Raw genomic sequence first — 25,093 nt, 5'->3', positions numbered from 1 at the left:
AAGAGATAAAAAGTCTGGAGGAAAAGAAGATGGTGCGTACAAAAGTTGAGCTTTGTGGTGTTGATACTGCTTCTTTGCCAGTATTAAAACATGAAGAAATGAGAGAGCTATTTGTTCGTTTGAAAAACGGAGAAACATGGGTTAGAGATGAATTGGTTATTTGTAATCTACGTCTGGTACTGAGTATCGTCGGCAGATTCTCTTATCGAGGTGAACAAGCAGATGACCTATTCCAAGTTGGATGTATCGGATTATTAAAAGCCATCGACCATTTCGATTTAAAGCATAATGTAAGATTTTCAACATATGCTGTACCAATGATTATTGGTGAGATTCGAAGACACTTAAGAGATCATCATGCTCTTCGCGTATCAAGATCTTTAAGAGATATAGCTTATAAAGCAATGCAGGCAAAAGAAAAATTCATATCTGAAAATTTATATGAGCCAACAATTGAACAAATAGCTGAAATGATTGACATGAAAAAAGAAGATGTGCTATATGCTTTAGATGCGATACAAGATCCACTATCTCTTCAAGAGCCGATTTATTCCGATGGTGGAGATGCAGTATATATCATGGACCAATTAAGGGATGAAGCCGTGTCAGAAGACCAATGGGTTGCGTATGTTAGTGTAAAAGAAAGTATTCAAAAGCTCGATGAACGTCAACAATTAATTCTTGCAAAACGCTTCTACTATGGCGAAACACAAACAGAAATAGCAAAATCCCTTGGAATATCACAAGCTCAAATTTCTAGACTTGAAAAGAATGCGATTGAAACCATGCAAAAAGACTATAAATTAGGATAAGGATCATCACTGTAAAATCCGACGCACTTTTCACAAGTGCGTTTTTATTTTTATAAAGAGTAGTATAGGTCCTATCGAGTATGCTTTTGTCGTAAAATAGATTAAATTTTATCCTCTCATCGCTGCTCTAGAATAAATTCAAAGTATTTTGAAGTTTTCTGAACGAAGTTTTGTATTTTCTTGAAGTAATCATTTATTGAAAGGAGATTCAATTGAAATTTTCAGTAGTTCAACAAAAGGAAATAATTGAGGCGGGCAGTGGCAGATTTATCGGGTACATTATCGATGCAGAAGTTTGTGAACAAACCGGAATGATTACAGCTTTTCTTGTATCAGAACCAAAAAAGTTTTTAACCTTTCTACAAGGTGAAGAACCTGTTCGCAAAGTATTCATCAACGATATTTTAGTAATCGGCAAAGATGTCATTTTAGTAAAAGGGGTTTCTTAATTATTGGTATTCATTGAAAAATAGAGATTTGATTGTTAAAATGAAAGAAACTATAGTTGTAAAGATGGGATTATTATGGCAAGTATTCGCGAAAACTTAGAAATTATTCAACAAAGAATAGAAGGAGCAAAAAATAGAGCAGGCCGACAACATGATAATATTCAAATTATTGCAGTAACAAAACAAGTATCTGTTGAACGCACGAAAGAAGTATTAAATGTAGGATTAATTCATCTTGGCGAAAATCGTCCAGAAGGATTACTTGCGAAAAAAGAATCGATTCAAGATCAAGCTGCTTGGCATTATATTGGCACCCTACAATCAAAAAAAGTAAAAAAAGTCATTAACGAAATTGATTATTTACATTCATTGGATCGTATGAGCTTAGCGGAAGAAATTGAAAAGCGAGCAATAAAACCAGTAAAATGTTTTGTTCAAGCAAATGTTTCAGGTGAAGAATCAAAACATGGCTTAAGCAAAGAAGAAGTGATTCCTTTCATTCAATCTTTAGAAAAATTCAGCAAAATTCAAGTAGTCGGTTTAATGACAATGGCTCCAAATACAGAGAACGAAGAAATTATTCGAAAAGTTTTTCGTGATTTAAAAGAATTACAACAAGAGGTTATGAAGCTGAATTTACCGTATGCACCATGCCAAGAGTTATCGATGGGGATGTCCAACGACTATGAGATTGCTATTGAAGAAGGTGCAACTTTTATAAGAATCGGAACAGCTCTTGTAGGATAGGAGGTTGAAAAGATGGGCATGATTAGCAAATTAAAAAATTTCTTTTACTTAGATGAAGAAGAAGAGCAAGAAATTCAACCAACAGCAAAAGAACCAGTTTCATTACCACAAGAGACTGTAACTAGGAAAACGAAAAAAATTGTCAATAGCCATGGTGAAGAGAAAACGTTAAATGTTATTAATATTCAATCTGCAAATTCATTGAAAAACGCCAAAGTCGTTATAGTAGAGCCAAGGGTGTATGCTGAAGCACAAGATATCTCTGAGCATTTAAAAAATAAACGTGCCATCATCGTCAATCTTCAACGAATTGACCATGAGGCTGGAAAGCGCATCATTGATTTTTTAAGCGGCACCGTATATGCTCTAGGTGGGGATATTCAGCGAATTGGTGACAATATTTTTCTATGCACTCCAGAAAATGTTGAAGTGCAAGGTGAAATTTCCAATTATTATTACGACGATATCTAAAATAGAGAGGTAATTAGGAATTTATGGCAATCATACAAATCATATCGATAGGATTTCAAATTTATTCATTAATGTTGATTATTTATATCTTAATGTCTTGGGTTCCAGCATCTAGAGGTACTGCTTTTGGTCAGATATTAGAAAAGTTTTGTGAACCTTATTTAGGGTTTTTCCGAAAATTTATTCCACCGATTGGAATGATTGATTTTTCACCAATTATCGCCTTAATTGTTCTCACATTTATTGAGCGTGGAGTTTATAAAGTATTAAGTTATATTCTATTTTAACGATGGGTGCGGCTCAAAGAAGAGTCACATCCTTTTTATATAATGTTCTTTATTTTCTGAATTATTCATGAGAGAGTTGACGACATGCAGAATATTTTGCAACATTTTCGAAAAGATGAACAACCATTTATCGAACGTGTCATTGAATGGAAAAAAGAAGTGGAAGATCGATATGCCCCGAAATTAACCGTGTTCTTAGATCCGAGAGAACAACATATAGTACAATCCGTTATTGGAACTCATGATGAAATTAACGTTTATAGTGAAGGGGCGTTTCAAGAAGCGGAAAGGAAAAGGTTGTACATTGCCCCATCCTATTTTGAACCAACTATAAAAGATTTTGAAATTATCATATTAAAATTAACATTCCCTTCTAAATTTGTTGAATTAAGGCATCCGGATGTGTTAGGAGCTTTGCTTTCCTTAGGAATTGACCGCAAACATTTTGGAGACATCCGTATTGATAAGGAAATTATTCAATTTGCCTGTACAAAAGAGATTGCACTATACGTGAAAACTAATTTGACGAAAATCGGCAGGGTAAATGTGCGGATTGATGAATTAGAAAACATGGAAGAGCTAATTCTTCCGCAAGATGAATGGATAGAGAAAGTGCTTACTGTATCTTCAATGAGATTAGATGCGATATTATCAAATAGTTTTAATATTTCAAGGCAAAAATCCCAAAACTTAATTCGTGGAGGTAAAGTAAAAGTTAATTTTGCTCTTTGTGAAGAAACATCCTATGAGCTGCAAGAAGGGGATACAATTTCTTGTCGAGGCTTTGGGCGTTTCAAAATTACACGTATTGAAGGGCGAACGAAAAAAGACAAAATTCGATTAACAATAGGACTATTTGAGCGAAAGTAAGATTGTTTTAAAAATTTACTGTAAAGAACTTCATCGAACGTTATAATAATTATAAGCTTACATTTTGACTAAAGGAGTGCGAGACCATGCCACTATCACCTCTTGATATACATAATAAAGAATTTACGAGGGCTTTTCGAGGTTATGCAGAAGACGAAGTAAATGAATTTTTAGATCAAATTATTAAAGATTATGAGCTCATTATTCGAGAGAAAAAAGAGCTTGAAGAAAAGGTAAAACAAATGACTGCTCAAATGGAGCACTATAATACAATGGAAGATACTTTGCAAAAATCGATTGTCGTAGCGCAAGAAGCGGCAGAGGAAGTACGCAGAAATGCTCAACAAGAGGCAAAACTTATCATTAAAGAAGCGGAAAAAAATGCGGATCGTATTGTCAATGAAGCATTAGCAAAAGCACGGAAAATAACAATTGAAATTGATGCATTAAAAAAGCAATCAAAAGTATTCCGAAACCGTTTCAAAATGTTAGTAGAAGCGCAGTTGGACTTGTTGAATGCCGATGATTGGGATCACTTAATGGAATACGATATTGGATTAACGGAGATACAAGAACAATTTAAGTTAGAGGATGAAGAAGAATTTCTTAAAAATAGTACATCAGAACAAGAAAAATTGTAATAATTTTCTTAATACTTGACTGGGTGGTATGATTTTCATATACTGATACACAGGAATTTAATCAACAGGGATAATAGGTGTTGACGGAGACAGTATTTTTTGCTTGCGGCAACTAGCGATTCGAGGGCGGTGGAAGCTCGAACAAGCAGCAAAAAAGAAAATCGCTCCTGAGCCAAATCACTGAAAGGAAAGTAAGTGATTTCGTTTTACACGACGTTACAGTGTCATGAGGCAACGGTCAATTATTTTATTGACGTTGTGAATAAGGGTGGTACCACGGGCAATCGTTTCTCGTCCCTATAGGGATAGAGAAACTTTTTTTATTTTGAGAGTGATTTTCTATTTTGCAAAATCCAAATTTAAAAATACGTATAGGTCAAAATAATTAAAGGAGGAAGTTGAATGGTAGAGTATAAAGATACGTTATTAATGCCTAAAACTGATTTTCCAATGCGTGGAAATCTTCCGGTTAACGAACCAAAAATTCAAGAAAAATGGGAACAAATGAATATTAATAAGCTGGTAAATGACCGTACGAAAGGTCGTCCAGAATTCGTATTACATGATGGTCCTCCATATGCAAACGGGGATATTCATATTGGACATGCATTAAATAAAATCCTTAAAGATATGATTAACCGTCATCGTTCTATGACAGGTTACCATGTTCCATATATTCCAGGTTGGGATACGCACGGGCTTCCAATTGAACATGCGTTAACGAAAAAAGGTGTTAATCGCAAAGAAATGTCAATTGCCGAATTCCGCAAACTTTGCGAAGAATATGCTTACGAACAAATTGAAAATCAAAAGGCCCAATTCAAGCGTTTAGGCGTACGGGGTGATTGGGAAAATCCATACATTACATTAAAACCTGAATTCGAAGCCCGCCAAATTGAAGTGTTCGGCCGCATGGCGGAGAAAGGGTACATTTACAAAGGGTTAAAACCTGTTTACTGGTCTCCGTCTTCCGAGTCTGCATTGGCGGAAGCGGAAATTGAATATAAAGATGTGAAATCACCATCCATTTATGTGAGCTTTGAAATTAAAGACGCAAAAGGCGTTGTTCCTGAAGATGCAAAATTCATCATCTGGACAACTACACCTTGGACAATTCCAGCTAACTTAGGTATTTCTGTTAACCCGGAATTTACGTATGCCGTTGTGAAAGTGGATGGCAACTTATATATCGTTGCAAAAGAATTGATTGAAAACGTTTCAAAAGAAATTGGATGGGAACAAGTTGAAATCGTTCAAGAAGTAAAAGGACAACAATTGGAATATATTGTTGCGAAACATCCATTCTATGACCGCGATTCTTTAGTAATGGTTGGAGAACACGTAACACTCGATGCAGGTACTGGATGTGTTCATACTGCACCTGGACACGGGGAAGACGACTATATCGTAGGGAAAAAATACGGTTTGGACGTATTGAGCCCAATCGATGACCGAGGCTGCTATACTAATGAAGCACCTGGATTTGAAGGCATGTTCTATGATGATGCCAATAAAGTGGTGACTGAAAAATTAAAAGAGGTCGGAGCTTTATTAAAATTAAATTTCTTTACGCACTCCTATCCACATGACTGGCGTACAAAAAAACCGGTTATTTTCCGTGCAACGCCGCAATGGTTCTGTTCCATCGAACCGTTCCGCGATCAATTGTTGGAAGCTATTGAAAATACAACATTTACACCAAGCTGGGGTAAAATTCGCCTTTACAACATGATTCGCGATCGTGGTGACTGGTGTATTTCCCGTCAACGCGCTTGGGGTGTGCCAATTCCGGTATTTTACGCTGAAAATGGAGAAGAAATTATTACACCAGAAACAATTGCTCACGTAGCAAAATTGTTCCGTGAACACGGTTCAAATATTTGGTTTGAAAAAGAAGCAAAAGATTTATTACCTGAAGGTTTTACTCATCCAGGCAGTCCAAACGGAAAATTTACGAAAGAAAAAGATATTATGGACGTGTGGTTCGATTCTGGTTCCACTCACCAAGGTGTGCTTGTTGAACGAGGCATGAAATATCCTGCTGACCTTTATTTAGAAGGTTCTGACCAATATCGTGGATGGTTTAACTCATCGTTAATTACATCTGTTGCAATTAATGGACATGCTCCATATAAAGGGCTTTTATCTCATGGGTTCGTTTTAGATGGTGAAGGACGCAAAATGAGTAAATCCCTTGGAAACGTCATCGCTCCTGAACAAGTGATGAAACAATATGGTGCGGATATTCTTCGTCTATGGGTTGCTTCTGTAGATTATACAGGTGATGTTCGTATTTCGATGGACATGTTAAAACAAATTTCTGAAGTGTATCGTAAAATCCGAAATACGCTTCGTTATTTACACGGGAATCTATATGATTTCAATCCAAAAACGGACCGAGTTCCATATGAAGAATTGCGTGAAGTGGATCAATATATGTACATGCGCTTGCAGGATGTATTAAAACAAGTGCGTGCTGCATATGACAGATATGATTTCTCAGCAGTTTATCATTCCATCAACAACTTTGTGTCTGTTGAATTGTCAGCATTCTATTTAGATGTTGCGAAAGACGTAGTATATATTGAGGCGCCAAACAATCCAGCTCGCCGTGCGATGCAATCAGTGATGTATGATTGCTTGCATACATTATTAAAGGTTCTAACACCAATCATCCCACATACGACGGATGAATTATGGTCATATTTAAATGAAGAAGAAGCTTCTGTTCAATTAACAGACTTCCCAGAAGTTGATGAACGCAGCAACTTCAAAGAACTTCGTGAAAAATGGAATCAAGTGATGGAGATTCGTGACGAAGTATTAAAAGCTTTAGAAGAGGCACGAAACGCGAAAATCATTGGTAAACCATTAGATGCAAAAGTGGCTGTTTATGCAGATGATGAAGAAGTATTAGCATTATTAAATGATGAACATGTTGACTTTAAACAAATTTCACTCGTATCACAATTTGTTGTTCTAGGCAATAGAAAAGATGCACCAAACAATGCTGTAGAGTTAGATAAAACATCCATCGCTGTTGAGAAAGCGAATGGCGAAAAATGCGAACGTTGCTGGTCTTATGCTGAAACTGTTGGACAAAACGAAAAACATTCAACATTGTGTGCTCGCTGTGCAGAAATTGTAATCAATCATTACGAATAATTAATAGACCGCTTTTGAATTACTTATGTAATTCAAGGGCGGTTTTTTTGTTTGCAAATACATCTTTTTTTATAAAATGATTAGTAGAAGAAATTTAATGGAACGATTCATGAATTTTTAAGGTTGTTACAAAAGATTTTTTCCATTTAATGGAGTGGTTTACACTGTATCCGCATAAGTTGAAGGATTATCTTCACGAGTGGGAAGTGTATCCACACAAGTTGAAAAATTATCTGCACGAGTGGGAAGTGTATCCACACAAGTTGAAAAATTATCTGCACGAGTGGGAAGTGTATCCACACAAGTTGAAAAATTATTTGCACGAGTGAGGAGTGTATTTGCACAAGTTAAAGAATTATCTGCACGAGCGGAAAGGAAGCAATGAAGATATCTGCGCAAGTGCGAAAGGCAAACGCACAAGTAGGAGGATTATCATATTAAATGGAAGTAGTATTTACACAATATTTTTTTTTTTACATAGGAATTGAAATAAAAGGAATAGTTTCTCTGTATTAATTGAAGGAATATGTTAGAATAATGAAGATATATAGGCAAACGGGGGAAAGAATGTGTTTAAATACTACGTTTTAGCACTATTCATCATATTGATTGATCAAATTACAAAATGGTTTATCGTGACGAGGATGCAAATAGGTGATAGGATTGGCATTTGGGATCCTTGGATTGGTATTTTAAGTCATCGAAATCGTGGAGCAGCTTGGGGAATGCTTCAAGGACAAATGTGGATTTTTTATATTGTCACGATTATTGTAATTGTCGGTGTGATTTATTATTTTCATAAAGAAGGAAAAAATAAGCCTTTACTTGGCGTTAGTTTAATGATTTTATTAGGTGGGGCAATCGGCAACTTTATCGATCGAGTTTTTCGAGGTGAAGTGGTTGATTTTATTGATGTTTTCATTCCAATTATCCGCTATGATTTTCCTATTTTTAATGTAGCTGATGCGGCATTGACGATATCTGTAGTCATGTTGATTATTGTGATATTAAAGGAAGATCAAAAAGAACAGAGAAAGGTGAAACAATGACAGTTGTATCCATAACAATTGAAGCAGAACATGCAGGAGAACGAATTGATAAAGCTTTATCAACTATTCAAGAGGACTGGTCCAGAACACAAATATCAAATTGGATTGAAGAAGGGCTAATAAAAGTAAACGGCAAGGAAGTAAAGGCTAAATATAAAGTAAAAGAAGGGGATTCTATTGAAGTAGATGTTCCCGAACCTGAAATACTTGAAGTAATCCCTGAAAATTTAGAGTTGGATATTGTGTATGAAGATTCTGATGTACTTGTTGTGAATAAACCAAGGGGGATGGTAGTTCATCCTGCCCCAGGACATATGACAGGTACATTAGTGAATGGCTTAATGTATCATTGTAAAGATTTATCTGGAATTAACGGGGTTCTTCGTCCAGGGATTGTTCATCGCATCGATAAAGATACTTCTGGTCTGTTAATGGTTGCTAAAAATGACCAAGCCCATCATTCGCTTGTTGAACAGTTAGTGAATAAAACAGTAAAACGAAAATATACTGCATTAGTTCATGGACATATTCCACATAATAAAGGTACAATTGATGCTCCTATTGGTCGGGATCCGAAAGACCGCCAAAAACAGGCTGTTGTCAACAATGGAAAAGAAGCAATTACTCATTTCCAAGTGTTGGAACGTTTTGGAGGAAAATATACATTAGTGGAATGTCAATTAGAAACAGGGCGCACTCATCAAATTCGCGTTCATATGAAATATATTGGTTATCCATTAGTGGGAGATCCGAAATATGGTCCAAAGAAAACGATTGATTTTGGAGGACAAGTTTTACATGCAGGTGTTTTAGGTTTCGTGCATCCTAGAACAAATGAATTTTTGGAATTTGAAGCACCTTTACCTCATGATTTTGTAAATTTACTTGAACAATTAAGAAAAGAGTGTTGACTTGGAAGATAATTAGTTCTATACTTTACAGAAGTAGAATAACATCAAACGACAATAAAATATGAGTACCTTTAATGGCAGTCCAGAGAGGCTGAAAAGGTAATGAGATATGTTGGATGGAATGGGTATAATTATATCTAATTAGGGTGAAGTGTACCCAATTTTACAGGGATTACTGTACTCAATTACTATACCAACATACTATTTTACTGTAACTTCAACCTCTTAAGCTGACGGCTTAAGAGGTTTTTTTGTGCAAAGTGATTGGATTATGAAATAAGGAGGAATTTATGAATGGCTCAAGTCACAGAATTGTTAGACGCACAGGCGATGAACCGAGCGTTAACGAGAATTGCTCACGAAATTATTGAACGAAATAAGGGAATTGACAAAGTTATTTTAGTTGGCATTAGGACTCGCGGTACTTATCTTGCAAGGAGATTGGCTGAGAGAATCGAAAAAATTGAAGGTACAAAAGTTCGCACAGGTGAATTAGATATTACATTATACCGCGATGATTTATCTACGAAATTTGATGAGGACGAGCCAACTGTACAACAAGTGGATATTGATTACGTTGTGAATGATCAAAAAATAGTTCTTGTTGATGACGTGCTCTATACAGGTAGAACTGTACGCGCAGCACTTGATGCAGTGATGGATTTAGGGCGTCCTGCTCAAATTCAGCTTGCTGTATTAATTGACAGAGGACATAGGGAATTGCCAATTCGGGCAGATTATGTAGGGAAAAACATTCCGACTTCCAGTTCTGAAAAAATTGTTGTTCATGTAACAGAAGTAGACGGAAAAGATCAAGTTACTTTACACAAATCAAACTAATGAAGATAGAGAGGTAAAATTATGTCAAATCAAGTTATCGATATTAATGAAAAACCTTCTAGTGGACAACTCATTACATTAAGTTTTCAACATATGTTTGCCATGTTCGGATCGACGATTTTAGTGCCCCAATTAGTTGGGTTAAGTCCAGCGATTGCACTTTTAACAAGCGGTATTGCAACAATAATCTTTTTGATTGTAACACAATTTAAAGTACCAGCTTATTTAGGTTCATCCTTCGCATTTATTGCACCGATGTTATTAGTATCTGGCGGTTTAGATCCAGAGGGTGCAGCAGTGAATCCTGGAAATGCAATGATTGGTGCGATGGCAGTTGGATTAGTATATGGAATTGTTTCATTACTAATATATAAAACCGGCTATAAATGGATTATGAAAATATTGCCAGCTGTTGTAGTAGGACCAGTTATTATGGTAATCGGACTTGGACTTGCTGGAGTAGCGGTAGATATGGCAATGAATATTTCAGTGGAACAAGTAAATTCTGATACAGGTCAAACAGAATTAGTTAAACAATATAGTGGCTGGCATTTTTCAGCAGCATTAGTGACTTTATTTGCAGCGATATTTTTCAACGTGTTCTTTAAAAATATTTTAAGCGCGATGCCAATTCTTTTAGGATTAGTAGTCGGGTATATATATTCCGCAATCATCGGTATCGTAGATTTTACAAAAGTAAAAGAAGCATCATGGTTTGCAGTCCCAGACTTTTTAATTCCTGGAATTCATTATGAGTTTATCGTAACATCAACAATTTTATTAGCCATGGTTCCAATTGTGATCGTAACGATTTCAGAACATATCGGTCACCAACTCGTATTAGGAAAAATCGTTGAACGAAACTATATTAAAGATCCAGGATTGCACCGCTCCATTCTTGGTGATGGTTTAGGTACATTTGTAAGTGCGCTAATTGGTGGTCCACCGAAAACGACTTATGGAGAAAACATTGGTGTATTAGGCATTACGAAAGTGTATTCAGTGTATGTCATCATGGGTGCTGCAGTGATTGCAATATTACTTTCATTCTTCGGTAAAGCAATGGCGTTAGTACAAACAATTCCAACAGCCGTTTTAGGAGGAATCTCCATCCTATTATTCGGTATTATCGCATCAAGTGGTCTTCGAATGGTTGTAGAAAACAAAGTTGATTTTGGTCAAAACCGCAACATGGTTATAGCATCTGTCATTTTAGTGGTGGGAATTGGTGGCGCTGCAATCAGATTTACTGAAGCATTTGCGATTGAAGGTATGGCACTTGCTGCTATTGTTGGCGTTATCTTAAACTTAATCCTTCCGGGTAGAGAAAAGAATATAGAAGAATTTAAATAAGAAGATATTCAATAATCCTTTAATGATTTGTCCAGTGAGGCAAAAAAGGAGACGAATGGCAAGTGCATACTTGTCATCCCTCCTAAGCCATGTATATGGCAATGAGTGTAAATAAAATTAGGAGGAAACTGACAATGAAGAATTTACTTTCAATGGAACATTTATCAAACGATGAAGTGTTGGCTATTTTAGAAAGAGCAAGAGAATTTGAACAGGGAGCGGAAACGAAGCTACAACGCTCCTATTATGTAGCGAATTTATTTTTTGAACCAAGCACTCGAACAAAAACAAGTTTCGAAATGGCAGAACGAAAAGTAGGATGTACAGTCATCCCCTTTGAAGCAGGATTTTCAAGTATGCTAAAAGGGGAAACTTTGTACGATACTGTAAAAACGTTGGAAATGATTGGACTTGATACGGTTGTCATTCGTGCAAAGGAAGATGAATACTATAAAGAATTGCTCGAAGGAATTAATGTCGGCATTATTAACGCCGGTGATGGAACAGGGCAGCATCCATCCCAAAGTTTATTGGATTTATATACGATTTATAAAGAATTTGGACGCTTCGAAGGTTTAACAGTAACGATTGCAGGGGATATCTCTCATAGCAGAGTAGCAAAATCTGATGCCATCGCATTGCGACGATTAGGAGTAAATGTAAATTTCCTTTGTCCTCCTGAATGGGCCGGTGATTTTGAGGCACAGCACGCATGGAACGGTCTGTTAGAAGAAAGTGATGTGATTATGTTGCTTCGAATTCAACATGAACGACATGATGTATATTTTTCAAAGGAAAATTATCATCAACAATTTGGGTTGACACCCGAACGAGAAAAGCAAATGAAGGAACATGCAATCATCATGCACCCGGCGCCAGTCAATCGGGATGTGGAAATTGCTTCAGAACTAGTGGAATGTGGACGTTCAAGAATTTTTCAACAAGTACAAAACGGTGTATTTGTTCGAATGGCAATTCTTGAAACAATTTTGAAGGAGAGATAACATGGCGACGTTTATAGAGAATATCAAGATGTTAAATGACCACGGTGAACTTGTTAAAACAACGATCACGATTGAACAAGGCAAAATTGCTGCAATCGGTGAATCAAAACCAGAAAATGCTGAAGTAATTGATGGAAAAGGAAATTTTGTTTCTCCAGGATTTGTCGATGTACATGTTCATTTAAGGGAACCTGGTTTTGAACATAAAGAAACAATTGAAACGGGCACTCGATCAGCTGCTAGAGGTGGATTTACAACAATTTGTGCTATGCCAAATACAAAGCCTGTGCCAGATTCTGTTGAAAACCTTGAATATATTAAAGGATTAATTAAAAACAGTGCAGTGGTTCGTGTCCTTCCTTATGGCTCACTTACTGTTGATGAAGCCGGGGAAAAACGTACCAATATCGCTGAATTAAAAGAACATGGTGCTGTAGCTTTTTCAGATGATGGCGTGGGCGTTCAACTTGCTGCAACAATGTATGAACAAATGCAAGATGCAGCAAAAGTTGGTGCAATTGTTGTTGCCCATTGTGAAGATAACTCATTAATCTATGGCGGTGTAATGCACGAAGGGGTTCGTAATAAACAATTAGGATTACCTGGAATTCCAAGCGTTTGTGAATCGGTACAAATTGCGCGGGACGTATTACTTGCCGAGGCAGCTGGGGCAAGATATCATGTTTGTCACGTTTCTACGAAAGAATCCGTTCGTACAGTAAGAGATGCTAAAAAAGCGGGCATTCGTGTTACTGCAGAAGTTTGTCCACATCATCTCCTATTAGAAGATATGGACATTCCAAGTGATGATGCAAATTGGAAAATGAATCCTCCGTTACGAGCTTCAGAAGATAAAAAAGCTTTAATTGAAGGATTACTTGATGGTACGATCGATTGCATCGCCACAGACCATGCACCACATACTACTGAAGAAAAATGTTGCGGAATGGTTGGAGCTCCTTTTGGAATTGTAGGATTTGAAACAGCCTTTCCATTGCTTTATACAAAATTTGTAGAAACAGGAATTTTTACACTAAAACAATTAGTGGATTGGATGGCTACAAAACCTGCTGAAATTTTCGAGCTTCCTTATGGAAAAATTGAGGTAGGTGCACCTGCTGACTTAACAATTATTGATTTAAATAAAGAGAAAACAATTGATGCAAATGAGTTTTATTCTAAAGGTCGCAATACGCCATTCAATGGATGGAAAGCAAAAGGTTGGCCGGTCATGACAATCTTTGAAGGAAATGTGGTTTATAAGGAGGAAGAATGATGAAAAAGCGTCTCTTAATTTTGGAAGATGGGACAGTATTTCAGGGAGAAGCGTTTGGAAGTGAACAAAGCAGTCAAGGAGAAGTTGTTTTTACAACTGGGATGACTGGGTATCAAGAAACAATTACTGACCCTTCTTTTTACGGTCAAATTGTAACATTTACTTATCCATTAATCGGTAACTATGGAATAAACAGCGATGATTTTGAAACGATTGCTCCTGTTATTCGAGGTGTTGTTGTTCGTGAATTAACGAAAATCCCATCAAATTTCCGTTCTGAAATCACTTTGGATGAGTATTTAAAAACACATAATATTCCTGGAATTGAAGGAATTGATACAAGAAAACTTACTCGCATCATTCGTTCAAAAGGCGCAGTTCGTGCGATGTTAACTGCAGCAGGCGAGGAAGTGAATGTAGATGAAATAGTTAAACAATTAAATGAAACGCCTTATTTGAAAAATCATGTAAAAGAAGTTTCGACAAAAATGCCATTCCCAAGTCCCGGTAGAGGGAAACGAGTAGTGCTAATGGACTTTGGAATGAAAAACGGGATATTGCGTGAATTAAATAATCGTCATTGTGATGTTCTTGTAGTTCCTTATAATACACCTGCTGAAAAAATCATGAGTTTTCGTCCAGAAGGCATTCTATTATCCAATGGTCCAGGTAATCCCGCCGATGTAACAGAAGCTATTGAAACAATCAAAGAATTAATTGGGAAAGTTCCGATGTTTGGTATTTGCTTAGGACACCAATTGATTGCATTAGCTTGCGGTGCGAAGAGCTATAAGTTACCTTTCGGACATCGTGGTGGAAACCATCCAGTAAAAAATCTTCAAACTGGTGTTGTTGAAATCACTTCGCAAAACCATGGTTATGTAATCGATGAAAACTCATTGGAAGGTACTGATTTAGAAATTACGCATGTTTCATTAAATGATGGTACGATCGAAGGTTTAAAACATAAAAAACATCCAGTCTTTTCAGTGCAATTCCATCCGGAAGCTTCACCAGGTCCGGAAGATTCGAACTATTTATTTGATGAATTTATTGCATTAATGGAACGAGCAGGGGAGGAAATAGCATATGCCAAAGCGTAAAGATATTGAAAGCATTTTAGTTATTGGTTCAGGTCCTATTGTTATTGGACAAGCTGCAGAATTCGATTATGCTGGTACTCAAGCTTGTCTTGCATTAAAAGAAGAAGGATATAAAGTGATTCTAATAAACTCAAACCCTGCAACGATTATGACAGATACAGAAATTGCAGATAAGGTTTATATCGAACCGATTAGTTTAGAGTTTGTTTCCCGAATATTGCGAAAAGAAAGACCAGATGCCATACTTCCAACACTTGGTGGACAAACTGGCTTAAATATGGCAATTGAACTTCAAAAATCAGGTATTTTGGATGAATTAGGGATAGAAGTATTAGGAACAAAATTAGAAGCAATCCATCATGCAGAAGACCGTGAATTATTCAGAAGTTTGATGTTTGAATTAGGTGCTCCAGTTCCTGAATCCGACATCGTTCATAGTGTTGAAGAAGCAAAAGCTTTTGTTGAAAAAATCGGTTATCCAGTGATTGTTCGACCAGCCTTTACGCTAGGAGGTACTGGTGGAGGTATTTGTCACAATGAACAAGAGTTGGAAGAAATTGTTTCAAGCGGTTTAAAATATAGCCCAGTGAAACAATGTCTACTTGAAAAATCAATTGCAGGCTACAAAGAAATTGAGTTTGAAGTAATGCGCGACTCAAAAAATAATGCGATTGTAGTTTGTAGCATGGAAAACGTGGATCCAGTTGGTATTCATACTGGTGACTCAATTGTAGTAGCACCAGTCCAAACGTTAACTGATCGGGAATATCAGATGCTACGTAACATCTCATTAGATATTATCCGTGCATTAAAAATTGAAGGTGGATGTAACGTACAATTAGCACTTGATCCACATAGTTTTAAATATTATGTAATTGAAGTAAATCCTCGTGTTTCTCGTTCATCTGCTTTAGCATCTAAAGCAACAGGTTACCCAATTGCAAAAATCGCTGCAAAAATTGCGGTTGGTTTAACGCTGGATGAAATTAAAAACCCTGTTACTGGCACTACATATGCAGACTTCGAACCTGCCATCGACTATGTAGTGGCAAAAATTCCTCGTTGGCCATTTGATAAATTCGAATCTGCAAAACGTAATTTAGGTACGCAAATGAAAGCCACTGGGGAAGTAATGGCTTTAGGACGTAATTTTGAAGAAGCGATCTTAAAAGCAGTTCGATCTCTCGAGACTGGCCATTATCATATCGATTTAAAACATGCAGAAGATCATGATGATAACTGGATTGAAAAACGCATTAAGAAAGCAGGCGACGAACGGCTATTCTTTATCGCTGAAGCAATGCGCCGCGGTGTCGCTGTGGAACAAATTCATAAATGGTCACAAATCGATTTATTCTTCCTATATAAACTAAAAAACATTATCGACATGGAGACTGTTCTTTCTGAAAATAAAAATGATTTAGAAGTGTTAAAACAAGCAAAACGTCTAGGCTTTGCAGATCAAAAAATCGCTGAGCTTTGGGATATGGAAGCGAAAGAAATTTACGAACTTCGCAAATCGAATGGTATTGTACCGGTTTATAAAATGGTTGACACTTGTGCAGCGGAGTTTGAATCAGCAACTCCTTATTATTACGGAACTTACGAAGAAGAAAATGAATCGATTGTTTCCGATAAACCATCTGTCATCGTTCTTGGTTCTGGTCCAATCCGAATTGGACAAGGCGTTGAGTTCGACTATGCAACAGTGCATTCGGTTTGGGCAATTCAAGAAGCAGGGTATGAAGCAATTATTATCAACTCAAACCCTGAAACGGTATCAACAGACTTTTCAATTTCCGATAAACTCTACTTTGAGCCTTTAACGATTGAAGATGTAATGCACATTATCGATTTGGAAAAACCGATTGGAGTAGTAGTACAATTCGGTGGACAAACAGCAATTAACTTAGCAGATAAACTTGCAGCAAATGGTGTGAAAATTTTAGGTACATCATTAGAAGATATCGACAGAGCAGAAAATCGCGACTTGTTTGAACAAGCTTTAAAAGAATTAGAAATTCCACAGCCAGAGGGGGACACTGCGGTTTCATTGGATGAAGCATTGGAAATTGCAAAGAGAATCGGCTTCCCGGTATTGGTTCGTCCTTCTTACGTTCTTGGCGGCCGTGCGATGGAAATCGTTTATAACGAAAATGAATTGAAACATTATATGGAAAATGCGGTAGAAGCTTCTCCAGATCATCCTGTATTAATTGACCGTTATTTAACAGGAAAAGAAGTAGAAGTAGATGCGATTTCTGATGGAGAAAATGTACTCATTCCTGGCATTATGGAACATATTGAACGTGCTGGGGTTCACTCAGGTGACTCAATTTCCGTTTACCCACCGCAAAGTTTAACGCAAAAACAAATTGAAACGATTGTGGATTATACAACAAGATTGGCTAGAGGATTAAATATTGTCGGATTAATGAACATCCAATATGTCATTTCAGATGGAAATGTATATGTCATTGAAGTAAACCCTCGTGCATCAAGAACAGTGCCGTTCTTAAGCAAAATTACAAACATTCCGATGGCGAATGTTGCAACAAAAGCGATTTTAGGTCAATCAATCGTTGAACAAGGTTACGAAACAGGTCTAGTTGAAGAGAAAAAAGGTGTATACGTAAAAGTACCTGTATTTAGCTTTGCAAAACTACGACGCGTCGATATCACACTAGGACCTGAAATGAAGTCAACTGGTGAAGTAATGGGGAAAGACATTACTTTAGAAAAAGCATTATATAAAGGGTTGGTTGCTTCAGGTATAGAAATCAAACCGTATGGAACTGTGTTATTTACAGTAGCGGATAAAGATAAAGAAGAAGCAATTAGTCTTGCCAAACGTTTCCAATCTGTAGGTTATCGCATCATGGCGACAGAAGGAACAGCGAAAAAATTTGAAGAAGCAGGTATTCGAACAGAAGTAGTAGATAAAATTGGTGGCAAAGGTAAAACGTTGGTGGATGTAATCCAAAACGGTGATGCCCAAGTTGTAATTAATACTTTAACGAAAGGAAAACAACCTGCCCGCGACGGTTTCCGCATTCGTCGAGAAACTGTTGAAAACGGCATTCCTTGTTTAACATCATTGGATACAGCTAACGCTTTAATAACAGTCATTGAATCCATGACATTTGCAATACAGGAAATGCCGAAAGCGGAGGTATATTCATGATTCGACAAGAAAGTATGACGGTAGTAAGCCAAAGGGAAATTGCAAAAGACATTTTTGAAATGACTTTGCAAGGTCAAATTGTTCAGGAGATGTCTCCTGGACAATTTGTTCATATACGAGTTTCAGATTTGTTGGAGCCTTTGTTAAGACGCCCAATTAGTATAGCGAATATTCAGAAAGAAGCAGAAGAATTTACAATTATTTATCGAGCACAAGGTAGAGGGACAAAAGTTTTATCTCAGAAACAAGTAGGCGATGAGGTGGACGTATTAGGTCCTCTCGGTAACGGTTTTCCAGTTGAAGAAGCACGTGAAGGTGAAACGGCTCTTCTTGTTGGAGGAGGGATTGGTGTTCCACCCCTCTATGAACTGTCAAAACAGTTAAATGCTAAAGGCGTTCGGACTATCCATGTACTTGGTTTCCAAACAGAAGAAGTAGCGTTTTATGAAGAAGAGTTTACAAAATTAGGCGAAACCTATTATGTAACGGATGACGGATCAAAAGGTTTTAAAGGATTCGTTACGGATTTATTGAATGAATTAAATCCAGATTTTAATATCTTTTATTCATGTGGCCCGCTGCCGATGTTAAGAGCATTAGCTTCAATGTATGAGGAGAAAAAAGGATATTTATCCCTTGAGGAACGTATGGGCTGCGGCATTGGAGCTTGTTTTGCTTGCATTTGCAAAACGGAAGAAGGGCAAGAGAAAGACTACGTTAAAATTTGTTCAGATGGTCCTGTATTTGAGAAAGGAGTTGTGAAATTATGAATCGATTAGATATCCAACTCCCTGGTTTACAATTAAAAAATCCGATTATGCCTGCTTCTGGTTGTTTCGGATTTGGCCGTGAATATGCCGGGTTGTATGACCTTTCCAAGTTGGGAGCCATTATGATTAAAGCAACGACAGTAGAACCACGACTTGGAAATCCGACGCCTCGTGTAGCAGAAACACCTGCTGGAATGCTGAATGCCATCGGATTACAAAATCCAGGACTCGAAAAAGTCATGGCTGAAGAATTACCTTGGTTAGAACGCTTTGATGTGCCGATTATCGCTAATGTAGCAGGTACTACACCGGAAGATTATGTGGAAGTGGCAAGACGCATTTCAACTGCTCCAAATGTAAAAGCATTAGAATTAAATATTTCTTGCCCGAATGTTAAGCAAGGAGGCATTACGTTCGGAACAGACCCTGTGATTGCTAGAGAACTTGTAGAACAAGTGAAGGCCGTTTCTCAAGTGCCTGTATATGTGAAACTTTCACCTAATGTAACGAATATCGTGGAAATGGCACAAGCGGTTGAAATAGGCGGAGCCGATGGAATTACGATGATTAATACATTATTGGGCATGCGACTCGATGAAAAAACTGGAAAACCAGTCATCGCCAATGTTACAGGAGGACTATCCGGTCCAGCGGTAAAACCGATTGCTTTACGAATGGTTTATGAAGTATATAAAGCGGTAGATATTCCGATTATCGGTATGGGTGGCATTTCTTGCGTTCAAGACGTAATCGACTTTATGTCTGCTGGTGCATCAGCAGTTGCAGTAGGTACAATGAACTTTATCGATCCTTTCATTTGTCCGAATATAATTGATGCCCTTCCAGCGAAGTTAGATGAGCTTGGAGTAAAGCATATTAAAGAGATTATCGGAAGGAGCCATCGTTAATGAACAAACCGATTATCGCGTTAGATTTTCCGAGTGAAATTGAAGTTTTTCAGTTTTTAAACCAATTCGATGAAAAATTGTTTGTAAAAGTTGGAATGGAGCTTTTTTATCAAGAAGGTCCTGATATTGTAAGAAAAATTAAGGATTTAGGACATGATATATTCCTTGATTTAAAACTTCATGACATTCCAAATACAGTGAAATCTGCAATGAAAGGGCTAGCTCGTTTGGGCGTTGATTTAGTAAATGTGCATGCAGCCGGCGGAAAAAATATGATGGAAGCAGCCATTGAAGGATTAGAGGCAGGAAGTGCTGACAAAAGGCCAATGCTCATTGCCGTGACTCAATTAACGTCTACAACGGAAGAACAAATGCAAAAGGAGCAAAAAATCCCATTATCCTTGTTAGATTCAGTATTGCATTATGCACAATTAACGAAAGATGCTGGATTAGATGGAGTTGTTTGCTCTGTTCATGAAGCAAAAAATATTGCGGATGTATGTGGAGAAACGTTCTTACGAGTGACACCTGGAATTCGACTGCCTGGTGGAGATGCTCACGATCAGAAACGGATTGCAACTCCTGACTATGCCCGAATTAATGGCTCTTCTTATATTGTTATTGGACGAGCAGTGACTAAAGCAGAAAATCCTGTAGAAGCTTATAAAAAGGTATGCCAACTTTGGGAGGGAATTTAATGGCTATTGAAAAAGAAATTGCCCAAATCATGTTATCAGTAGGTGCTGTTGAATTAAACGCATCGGAATTATTTACTTGGGCAAGTGGAATTAAATCACCCATTTATTGTGATACACGTTTAACAATTTCTTATCCAGAAGCAAGAAAACAAATTGCGAAAGGTTTAGCGGAAAAAATTAAAGAACATTTTCCTGAAACAGAAGTGGTTGCAGGCACAGCAACAGCAGGAATTCCTCATGCTGCATGGGTGAGTGATGTATTACAATTGCCAATGGTATATGTGCGTTCCAAACCGAAAGATCATGGACGAGGCAATCAAATTGAGGGGAAACTAGAACCAGGTCAGAAGGTAGTTGTTGTAGAAGACATCATTTCAACTGGCGGTTCATCACTTACTGCAGTAAAAGCATTAAGAGATGCAGGATGCGAAGTCGTGGGTGTTGTATGTGTTTATACATACAATTTGCCAAAAGCCGAGGATGCTTTTGAAAATCAGGGTATAAAGTATGTCAGCTTAACGAATTTCGACTATTTAATTGAAGCGGCAAAAGATTCTGGTGCTATTAAGTCCGACGATATTCCATTCTTAAAAAATTGGCATGAAGATTTGAAAGCTGGTAGATTATAATAAAAAAATTCTCCTGAGTCATTAAAATGATTCAGGAGAATTTTTTTTTAAGCAAAACCAGGAAAAAATCTCCAGTAGATGCAGTATGGGATGAAAAGAAGGTAACCCATTAGAATGACCAAATAGCCGATTTTTCTTTTTTTCGAAACATTTCTATACAATTGATAATACAATCCAAACAGTAACATGGTCAAAATACCAGTAATCACAGGTACATACAGCAATATTTGTACGAGTTTTGGTAGGCCAAAAGCAACTGCAGGGAACCCAGCTATTTGATTTATAAAACATAATTGAAAGATTGGAAATGGAAATGAAAGATTTAATAAACTAATTACTCCACAGAGTTGAAGGAAAGGCAATTCCATATAAGCATAGAATTTCTTATTTCTTTTAATAAAATGGATGATTGAATAGATGAGTGTTATGACAAATAGTATTGTAAAAATAGTTAGGAACACTAGCTGTGATATCACTTTTTCATACCAAGGAATTTTTTCATAAGTGGTGTGATAACCATTACCTGTATGCATCAATAATTTTCCGTCAAGATTTTCAAAAGCAACATATCCTTCCATATCACTACGTTGAAACAGCATCGGTTCAATTTGTGTGAGCGTTGCTTCTTTTTCAAATCCTCCCCAACCTGCTGTATCGCCTGGACCTGAAACAACAAGTTGTAAAGTGCCATCATGATTTGCAGTAATATCAATCATCATCCCGGAGAAAAAGCTACCAACTTTCATGATATTTTGATGTTGCTGGATTGCTCGATAAGTACCTTCTAATTTCTTTGCTTCCTCTAATGTTAAGGGAATACCAGTCTTTTTTGCTTTCTTTTCAAAAAAGTAATCGAAAAAAGTAGTGGTTAATTCATTAAGTAAATCATCTCCTCGAATATTTTGAAAATATACGAATCCTATTTGTTCTTCAGGTATAAACAACATTCTGGTTGTTACTCCAAATCCACTGCCATCTCTAACAAGTGCCCTTTTGTTGTTTTGAAAGAATTCAAAAAATCCATAAGTAACACCTGCTAGATTGTTATGTCCACGGTATTGCGGTTGAATCATAGATTGTACTGCTTCTTGTTTTAATATTTCGATTCCATCAAATGTGCCATTTTTCATTAAGGCAATTAGTAAATTGCTAACTTCTGCTGGAGTGCTACTTAGACCTCCTGAAGGCGGAGTGGAGCCATATAAAAACTCTGTTTCAATAAACTTATTATCTTCAAATAAATAGGTAGTGGCTAGACTATGTTGTAATGACTTTGGAATGGTTTGAGAGAATGTACTGTAGTTCATAGAAAGCGGCTGAAGAATTTTTTCCTTTACATAAACATCAAATGTTTTTCCAGTGATATTTTCAATAATATGAGCAGCTAATACGGAACCCATTCCACCGTAGGCAATGCCCGTACCGGGTTGAATAGTTGGTTTTCTCAAATCTTTTATTAATGTGTCATGAAGAGGCGGAATGGCATCCGCATTTAACACAAAAGTTCCAACATCTTTAGATGGAAAGCCTTCTGTATGGGTAAGCAAATGGTGAATTTTAATTCCTTTCAATCGATGGATAAGTGGATCATCTTCTGCTAAATATTTTGATACTTCATCATGAACCGATAATTTGCCTTCTTCTTGCAATTTTAAAATTGCCATCAGTACATAAATTTTTGATAATGAAGCAACCCGAAATAGAGTCTTTTCTGGGTCAACCCCAATTTTTTTATTAATATTTGCGTAGCCGTATCCTTTTGAAATTATTCTTTTTCCATCTTTCACTAATATGAAACCGACACCTGGAACATGCTTTTTTGACATCTCCTTTGAAAAAAATTCATCAAAAAACTGTTCGATTTCAGCTTGTGATTTATGAAATTCTGATGCCTTTGCCTTTTGAGGTGATTGAATGAGAAATGCAAATAGTAGGACGAATATACTGAGGCAATGAATAAATTTGAATTGCATCATTATTCCTCCTGAAAATTTTACAGATGAATCGTTAATTTCTATGCATTTATAGAGTAATTAATAACTTGGTAATGCAATAATATTGAGCCAATATTTTAACAAAAGGTGTTTGGAAAAAAGAGGTTGTTGATTATTTTTAGTAAGGCTCAAGCTTTAGGGTTATTTATAAACCAGAAGGCTTGAATTATTTTAAAAAAATAGTACAAACCGTCGTATAGGTTTGCACTACAATAATAAAAAGATCAATCTTTTTTCTTAAGTTTTAATACAACTTCTTCATCCGGTGTGACATAGAGCGTTTTTTGCTCAAAATAAATCACGAAACCTGGTTTTGCTCCATTCGGCTTTTTCACATGTCGAATTTTCGTATAGTCTACTGGTACAGAAGAGGAGCTTCTTGCTTTGCTAAAATAGGCGCTTAATATAGCAGCTTCTTTCAATGTTGTCTCGTCTGGATTATCCGAATGAATGACGACATGTGATCCTGGAATATCTTTTGTGTGAAGCCAAGTATCGGATTTTTTAGCTAATTTAAAGGTTAAATAGTCGTTTTGTTTATTGTTTTTGCCGACCGATATAGGAACCCCTGTTGATGACATAAATTTTTCAGGAACAGGTTTTAATTGTTTTTGCTTTTGTTTTTTGTTTCGTTTTTTCAAATAGCCTTGTTCTGCTAGTTCATCACGAATTTCTTCAATATCCGTTGGGCTTGCTTGGTTTACTTGGTTGATGAGCATTTCAAAATATTCAATTTCCTCTTTTGTTTTATCAATTTGCTCTTTTACCCGAATGAGCGCATGTTTAGCTTTATTGTATTTCGCATAATAGCTTTGGGCATTTTCGATAGGTGTTTTTCTTTCATCTAATGGTATTGTCAATTCTTGTTCATTGTAGTAATTCGTTACGGTAACTTCCTTCATGCCTTTGTCGAATTGGTATAAATTAGCCATTAATAGTTCGCCATATAATTGGTATTGATCTAATTTGGAAGCTTGTTCTAAGTCTTTATGTAACTTTTTTAATTTTGTTTTTAATTTATTGATTTCATTTTGTAAAAAGCGTTCTAAGTCGCCCGCTTGTTGTTTTACACGGTCCCTTTCAGCTCTTGCGTAAAATGCTCGGTCTAGGAGGGAGCTTAAATCAACAAAAAACGTATTTTTCCCCGATACATGAGTAATTGTTGTCGGTGAAAAATAAGGTTTTCCATCTACTTCTAAATAAGTAGGATTAGCACTAGCAAGAATTTCGTTTATAAACGTGCGGAATATTTCAATTTTATTGTTTTCGTCCTTCATTCGATGCAATAATTCTTTAGCATGAAAAGGAGAAAATCCAGCAAAATGAGCAACTACTTCTTGTGATGTTTTTTCATTTGAGAAAAAGTTCGTAATCTCCTCATCAGATATTGTAATCGGATTGGCTTTTTGTTGTGCTGGTGGATGGATATACTCAAAACCTGGAAGCACTGTTCGATAACTGTTAACGGAAGGTGGTAAATGTTTTAATCCATCGATGATTTTATTTTCATCGTCAACTAAAATTAAATTACTATGTCGTCCCATTATTTCAACGATTAACTTCCGAGTCACTTGGTCACCAATTTCGTTTTTACTTTCAATGTGAAAAGTAATCAATCTCTCAAAACCATTGTTTTCAATTCGAGTAATAATGCCGCCTTCAATATGTTTGCGGAGGAGCATGCAAAACATTGGTGGTTCTTGTGGATTTTCAATGGATTCTTTTGTTAAGTGAACTCGAGCATATGATGGGTGAATAGAAAATAATAATTTTTCATTTTTCCCTCTTGCTCGGATATGGAGCACTACTTCCAATGCATTTGGTTGATGAACTTTTGAAATTCGACCAGTTTCAAGTCTCTTCAGCTCATTGATCATCGCTACTGTAAATAATCCATCAAATGCCATAATTGTTCCTCTTTTCTTGAAAAAT

23 protein-coding genes and 1 other annotated feature are annotated in these 25,093 nt (G+C 36.6%); of the genes, 21 read left to right on the top strand and 2 right to left on the bottom strand.

What is annotated here, in order from left to right:
* Nucleotides 1-32 precede the first annotated feature (32 nt).
* From sigG to pyrE, 21 genes are all read left to right on the top strand, one after another.
* Nucleotides 33-812 (top strand): RNA polymerase sporulation sigma factor SigG, encoded by a 780-nt coding sequence (sigG, locus tag NST00_RS13605; RefSeq protein ID WP_026019001.1) that lies wholly within the window; start codon nt 33-35, stop codon nt 810-812.
* Nucleotides 813-1,024: 212 nt separating this feature from the next.
* Complete coding sequence (locus NST00_RS13600) at nt 1,025-1,261, top strand: hypothetical protein (RefSeq protein ID WP_016837496.1); 237 nt, start codon at nt 1,025-1,027, stop codon at nt 1,259-1,261.
* Nucleotides 1,262-1,336: 75 nt separating this feature from the next.
* Entirely contained in the window at nt 1,337-2,008 is a 672-nt protein-coding gene (locus tag NST00_RS13595) for a YggS family pyridoxal phosphate-dependent enzyme (protein ID WP_016837495.1), read from the top strand.
* Nucleotides 2,009-2,020: 12 nt separating this feature from the next.
* Nucleotides 2,021-2,479, top strand: coding sequence for a cell division protein SepF (locus NST00_RS13590; protein WP_016837494.1), 459 nt, complete (start codon nt 2,021-2,023; stop codon nt 2,477-2,479).
* Nucleotides 2,480-2,502: 23 nt separating this feature from the next.
* Complete coding sequence (locus tag NST00_RS13585; protein ID WP_016837493.1) at nt 2,503-2,766, top strand: YggT family protein; 264 nt, start codon at nt 2,503-2,505, stop codon at nt 2,764-2,766.
* 84 nt (nt 2,767-2,850) lie between these two features.
* On the top strand, nt 2,851-3,636 hold the full coding sequence (locus NST00_RS13580) for a YlmH family RNA-binding protein (RefSeq protein WP_016837492.1): 786 nt from the start codon (nt 2,851-2,853) through the stop codon (nt 3,634-3,636).
* Nucleotides 3,637-3,722: 86 nt separating this feature from the next.
* On the top strand, nt 3,723-4,277 hold the full coding sequence (locus NST00_RS13575; protein WP_016837491.1) for a DivIVA domain-containing protein: 555 nt from the start codon (nt 3,723-3,725) through the stop codon (nt 4,275-4,277).
* Nucleotides 4,278-4,348: 71 nt separating this feature from the next.
* Nucleotides 4,349-4,579: a binding site (T-box leader), on the top strand.
* A 100-nt stretch (nt 4,580-4,679) separates the two neighbouring features.
* Complete coding sequence (ileS, locus tag NST00_RS13570; protein WP_016837490.1) at nt 4,680-7,442, top strand: isoleucine--tRNA ligase; 2,763 nt, start codon at nt 4,680-4,682, stop codon at nt 7,440-7,442.
* A 199-nt stretch (nt 7,443-7,641) separates the two neighbouring features.
* Nucleotides 7,642-7,827 (top strand): hypothetical protein, encoded by a 186-nt coding sequence (locus NST00_RS13565; protein WP_340710128.1) that lies wholly within the window; start codon nt 7,642-7,644, stop codon nt 7,825-7,827.
* A gap of 184 nt (nt 7,828-8,011) precedes the next feature.
* Nucleotides 8,012-8,491, top strand: coding sequence for a signal peptidase II (lspA, locus tag NST00_RS13560; RefSeq protein WP_016837488.1), 480 nt, complete (start codon nt 8,012-8,014; stop codon nt 8,489-8,491).
* Entirely contained in the window at nt 8,488-9,402 is a 915-nt protein-coding gene (locus NST00_RS13555; RefSeq protein ID WP_016837487.1) for an RluA family pseudouridine synthase, read from the top strand. The genes lspA and NST00_RS13555 overlap by 4 nt, the downstream gene beginning before the upstream one ends.
* A gap of 294 nt (nt 9,403-9,696) precedes the next feature.
* Complete coding sequence (gene pyrR, locus NST00_RS13550; RefSeq protein WP_016837486.1) at nt 9,697-10,242, top strand: bifunctional pyr operon transcriptional regulator/uracil phosphoribosyltransferase PyrR; 546 nt, start codon at nt 9,697-9,699, stop codon at nt 10,240-10,242.
* A gap of 21 nt (nt 10,243-10,263) precedes the next feature.
* The gene (locus NST00_RS13545) at nt 10,264-11,595 is read left to right on the top strand and encodes a solute carrier family 23 protein (protein WP_340710127.1); all 1,332 of its coding nucleotides are present in this window, start codon (nt 10,264-10,266) and stop codon (nt 11,593-11,595) included.
* Between the two features lie 134 nt (nt 11,596-11,729).
* Nucleotides 11,730-12,599 carry an aspartate carbamoyltransferase catalytic subunit gene (locus tag NST00_RS13540; RefSeq protein WP_016837484.1) on the top strand — a complete coding sequence of 290 codons (870 nt, stop codon included), beginning with the start codon at nt 11,730-11,732 and terminating at the stop codon, nt 12,597-12,599.
* A 1-nt stretch (nt 12,600) separates the two neighbouring features.
* Entirely contained in the window at nt 12,601-13,875 is a 1,275-nt protein-coding gene (locus tag NST00_RS13535; protein ID WP_016837483.1) for a dihydroorotase, read from the top strand.
* Nucleotides 13,875-14,978 carry a carbamoyl phosphate synthase small subunit gene (locus NST00_RS13530; RefSeq protein WP_340710125.1) on the top strand — a complete coding sequence of 368 codons (1,104 nt, stop codon included), beginning with the start codon at nt 13,875-13,877 and terminating at the stop codon, nt 14,976-14,978. Before NST00_RS13535 ends, NST00_RS13530 begins: the two co-directional genes overlap by 1 nt.
* Nucleotides 14,965-18,162 carry a carbamoyl-phosphate synthase large subunit gene (gene carB, locus NST00_RS13525; protein WP_340710124.1) on the top strand — a complete coding sequence of 1,066 codons (3,198 nt, stop codon included), beginning with the start codon at nt 14,965-14,967 and terminating at the stop codon, nt 18,160-18,162. Before NST00_RS13530 ends, carB begins: the two co-directional genes overlap by 14 nt.
* Entirely contained in the window at nt 18,159-18,932 is a 774-nt protein-coding gene (locus NST00_RS13520; protein ID WP_340710123.1) for a dihydroorotate dehydrogenase electron transfer subunit, read from the top strand. Before carB ends, NST00_RS13520 begins: the two co-directional genes overlap by 4 nt.
* On the top strand, nt 18,929-19,840 hold the full coding sequence (locus NST00_RS13515; protein ID WP_168411959.1) for a dihydroorotate dehydrogenase: 912 nt from the start codon (nt 18,929-18,931) through the stop codon (nt 19,838-19,840). Before NST00_RS13520 ends, NST00_RS13515 begins: the two co-directional genes overlap by 4 nt.
* A complete protein-coding gene (gene pyrF, locus NST00_RS13510) occupies nt 19,840-20,538 on the top strand; it encodes an orotidine-5'-phosphate decarboxylase (protein WP_016837478.1) in 699 nt (232 codons plus the stop codon). Before NST00_RS13515 ends, pyrF begins: the two co-directional genes overlap by 1 nt.
* Nucleotides 20,538-21,167 carry an orotate phosphoribosyltransferase gene (gene pyrE / locus NST00_RS13505; RefSeq protein ID WP_340704270.1) on the top strand — a complete coding sequence of 210 codons (630 nt, stop codon included), beginning with the start codon at nt 20,538-20,540 and terminating at the stop codon, nt 21,165-21,167. Before pyrF ends, pyrE begins: the two co-directional genes overlap by 1 nt.
* A gap of 47 nt (nt 21,168-21,214) precedes the next feature.
* Here pyrE and NST00_RS13500 read toward each other — a convergent pair whose 3' ends face one another.
* The gene (locus NST00_RS13500; RefSeq protein ID WP_340710122.1) at nt 21,215-23,140 is read right to left on the bottom strand and encodes a serine hydrolase domain-containing protein; all 1,926 of its coding nucleotides are present in this window, start codon (nt 23,138-23,140) and stop codon (nt 21,215-21,217) included.
* Nucleotides 23,141-23,385: 245 nt separating this feature from the next.
* Entirely contained in the window at nt 23,386-25,068 is a 1,683-nt protein-coding gene (locus NST00_RS13495) for an Rqc2 family fibronectin-binding protein (protein ID WP_340710121.1), read from the bottom strand.
* Between the last annotated feature and the right edge of the window lie 25 nt (nt 25,069-25,093).

The organism is Ureibacillus sp. FSL K6-0165, assembly GCF_038004285.1.
GTDB lineage: Bacteria > Bacillota > Bacilli > Bacillales_A > Planococcaceae > Ureibacillus > Ureibacillus thermosphaericus.
The sequence above is the reverse complement of the archived record's forward strand: the minus strand, read 5'-3'. Positions and strand labels throughout refer to the sequence as shown.

Bases quoted from the DNA above. Each gene is read 5' to 3' on its own strand.
- NST00_RS13580 (WP_016837492.1), top strand. From the start codon at position 2,851: ATGCAGAATATTTTGCAACATTTTCGAAAAGATGAACAACCATTTATC.
- NST00_RS13585 (WP_016837493.1), top strand. From the start codon at position 2,503: ATGGCAATCATACAAATCATATCGATAGGATTTCAAATTTATTCATTA.
- pyrF (WP_016837478.1), top strand. From the start codon at position 19,840: ATGAACAAACCGATTATCGCGTTAGATTTTCCGAGTGAAATTGAAGTT.
- NST00_RS13575 (WP_016837491.1), top strand. From the start codon at position 3,723: ATGCCACTATCACCTCTTGATATACATAATAAAGAATTTACGAGGGCT.
- pyrR (WP_016837486.1), top strand. From the start codon at position 9,697: ATGGCTCAAGTCACAGAATTGTTAGACGCACAGGCGATGAACCGAGCG.
- NST00_RS13540 (WP_016837484.1), top strand. From the start codon at position 11,730: ATGAAGAATTTACTTTCAATGGAACATTTATCAAACGATGAAGTGTTG.
- NST00_RS13495 (WP_340710121.1), bottom strand. From the start codon at position 25,068: ATGGCATTTGATGGATTATTTACAGTAGCGATGATCAATGAGCTGAAG.
- NST00_RS13595 (WP_016837495.1), top strand. From the start codon at position 1,337: ATGGCAAGTATTCGCGAAAACTTAGAAATTATTCAACAAAGAATAGAA.
- ileS (WP_016837490.1), top strand. From the start codon at position 4,680: ATGGTAGAGTATAAAGATACGTTATTAATGCCTAAAACTGATTTTCCA.
- NST00_RS13530 (WP_340710125.1), top strand. From the start codon at position 13,875: ATGAAAAAGCGTCTCTTAATTTTGGAAGATGGGACAGTATTTCAGGGA.
- NST00_RS13520 (WP_340710123.1), top strand. From the start codon at position 18,159: ATGATTCGACAAGAAAGTATGACGGTAGTAAGCCAAAGGGAAATTGCA.
- NST00_RS13535 (WP_016837483.1), top strand. From the start codon at position 12,601: ATGGCGACGTTTATAGAGAATATCAAGATGTTAAATGACCACGGTGAA.
- NST00_RS13500 (WP_340710122.1), bottom strand. From the start codon at position 23,140: ATGCAATTCAAATTTATTCATTGCCTCAGTATATTCGTCCTACTATTT.
- NST00_RS13545 (WP_340710127.1), top strand. From the start codon at position 10,264: ATGTCAAATCAAGTTATCGATATTAATGAAAAACCTTCTAGTGGACAA.
- pyrE (WP_340704270.1), top strand. From the start codon at position 20,538: ATGGCTATTGAAAAAGAAATTGCCCAAATCATGTTATCAGTAGGTGCT.
- carB (WP_340710124.1), top strand. From the start codon at position 14,965: ATGCCAAAGCGTAAAGATATTGAAAGCATTTTAGTTATTGGTTCAGGT.
- NST00_RS13555 (WP_016837487.1), top strand. From the start codon at position 8,488: ATGACAGTTGTATCCATAACAATTGAAGCAGAACATGCAGGAGAACGA.
- NST00_RS13515 (WP_168411959.1), top strand. From the start codon at position 18,929: ATGAATCGATTAGATATCCAACTCCCTGGTTTACAATTAAAAAATCCG.
- NST00_RS13590 (WP_016837494.1), top strand. From the start codon at position 2,021: ATGGGCATGATTAGCAAATTAAAAAATTTCTTTTACTTAGATGAAGAA.